At 50.0% G+C, this 1,809-nt stretch carries 3 protein-coding genes; all 3 read right to left on the bottom strand.

The features are described from left to right. Window positions 1–544: 544 nt before the first annotated feature. A complete protein-coding gene (locus Q0614_RS07540; protein WP_297948951.1) occupies window positions 545–667 on the bottom strand; it encodes a hypothetical protein in 123 nt (40 codons plus the stop codon). Between the two features lie 548 nt (window positions 668–1,215). After that, window positions 1,216–1,347: a hypothetical protein gene (locus tag Q0614_RS07535; RefSeq protein WP_298787728.1), complete on the bottom strand. Its 132-nt coding sequence runs from the start codon at window positions 1,345–1,347 to the stop codon at window positions 1,216–1,218. 265 nt (window positions 1,348–1,612) lie between these two features. Continuing rightward, window positions 1,613–1,809: glycerate kinase (locus tag Q0614_RS07530; RefSeq protein WP_298787726.1), on the bottom strand; the 197-nt coding region annotated here is incomplete at its 5' end.

The following is a 1,809-nucleotide window of genomic DNA, read 5'->3' as shown; positions in this document are numbered from 1 at the left end:
CTGCGGCGAGATGTGATTGCGAGCGAACCGAAACGGCGCGAATTTAAGCAGGCGCGGTTTTAAATCGCATTGCGATCGCACCGGATTTAAGTGCAAATGCCCGCAGTAGCGCCCTCCGCGTATGTCGGCTGGCGGATCATGCGATTTTAATTTGCTCGGGCAGGTGCGGCGGCGAGTGCTCGTGGAGCTTTTTTGTTTTCGTAGTTTTGATTTTTGCGACGATAAATTTTGCGCCCGTCCGCGGTTTTACAACCTTGCTTCGGGTGAATTTTATGAGCGCTTGCAGTCGCGCGGATGCGTTCGAAGCGTTGCGCGCTTTAAATTTAAATTTAGCCTAGACGCGCGAATTCGATACTTTAAACTCTAAAATCAATAAATTTTGCCCGCGCCTGCACATCTTTTGCGTCCTAAAAGCGATAAATTTAGCGTGTCCGCACCGCCGCCGCAGATACGCTAGGCACGAGGGTTTTCTGCATTCGTCGCTTAGAATTTTGAGATTTGATTTTAGCTTGGACCTGATCGGTATGCGCCCGTGCCGCAAATTTTAAAATGGAGCTTTATAAAATTTTTTGGCGCCGACCGCAAATGAAATTTCATAAATTTTTATCGCAAAACACAGCGCGATCGGAGCAAATTTAACGAAAGCTCGCCCCTGTCGTAGCGGCATACGGCGGCCGCATCCGCACTAAATTTAGTGATAAGCAAATCCGCGATCTTAATAATACAAAATTTACGCAGATGTGGCCCGCTCCTCATCAAAGCGTTATCGGAGGGCGGCGGGCTTTGCGAGCGAGCGAAGTAATGCGCCGCCGTCATCTTTGCAAGAAGCGCGATTTTGCGATTGAGCAGCCTTTCTTACCTCAAAATGAACATATCGCGGGCTAAAATTCGAAACGGAATTTCATAAGGCGGATCGCTGCTTTTAAATTTACGTTGCAAATTCCATAAGCTGCGAATATGGCATAAATCTTAAAATTCTGTCTGTTTTAGTCATGTCTTGAGGTATGTATTGCGAGGGTGCGCGAGCCGCTTGATTGGAAAATGAGTTTTAGATCGCGCCTTGCGTATGTATCGCGCGGTAAAATAAATTTTTGCGCCGTAAAATTTCACGCCGCTATGTCATCGCCGAGCCGCCCGCCGTCTTACCTCCTGTCCTATTGCTCCGTATTTTCAAACGCGCTAGAATTTCGGCAAAGCTACGTTTTAATGCAAAATTTATCCACTTACCGCGGTCTGCGGCGGATGAAATTCTGCCGCCCGTCGTAAGCTGCGCGCAGTATCTGCTTGCCGCGCATGCACGTCATAGCCCATATCCTTGCCGCAAGCCGCCGTTTTACCAACGTCCATCGTTGTGGCTCTCGCCTGCTTCTTCGCGTATATTTTTTATGCCTTGTAATCTACGCGTCACCCCATCTGCGTCAAGATCACGCCGTGCTTTTAAAGCATACAAATCTATCCTGCATAAAATTTCGCTTCTTCGCCGTGCTCGCTTCCTGCCGCACTTTGTCGTGCTTGTCTGCCGCGAGCCGCCGCCGCGCTGTATCCCTGCCCGCACTCGCCGTACCCGCTTCGAGTTTTAGCGGATGCGCCTTAAAATTTCAGTCTAAAAGCCCTATTTAGCGCCGTGCCCTAGCAGAAACAATCTCACCGCTTGTTCGGCGACGCGGGCTAAATTTTGTGTCGCGGTCTCTTTTTCCATCGCGCGCTCAAGGCTCATAGGTTCGTTTAGGATGCAAAAAAATGCGCCTATGCCTCGCTCATTACAGCCGCCGGCACAGGGCGAGATACCGCCTGCCAGCGCGATTACGG

Origin of the sequence: uncultured Campylobacter sp. (assembly GCF_937997595.1) — a bacterium.
In the GTDB taxonomy this organism is placed as follows: domain Bacteria; phylum Campylobacterota; class Campylobacteria; order Campylobacterales; family Campylobacteraceae; genus Campylobacter_B.
Note: the sequence above shows the minus strand (reverse complement) of the source record. Positions and strands in the feature narration are given on the sequence as shown.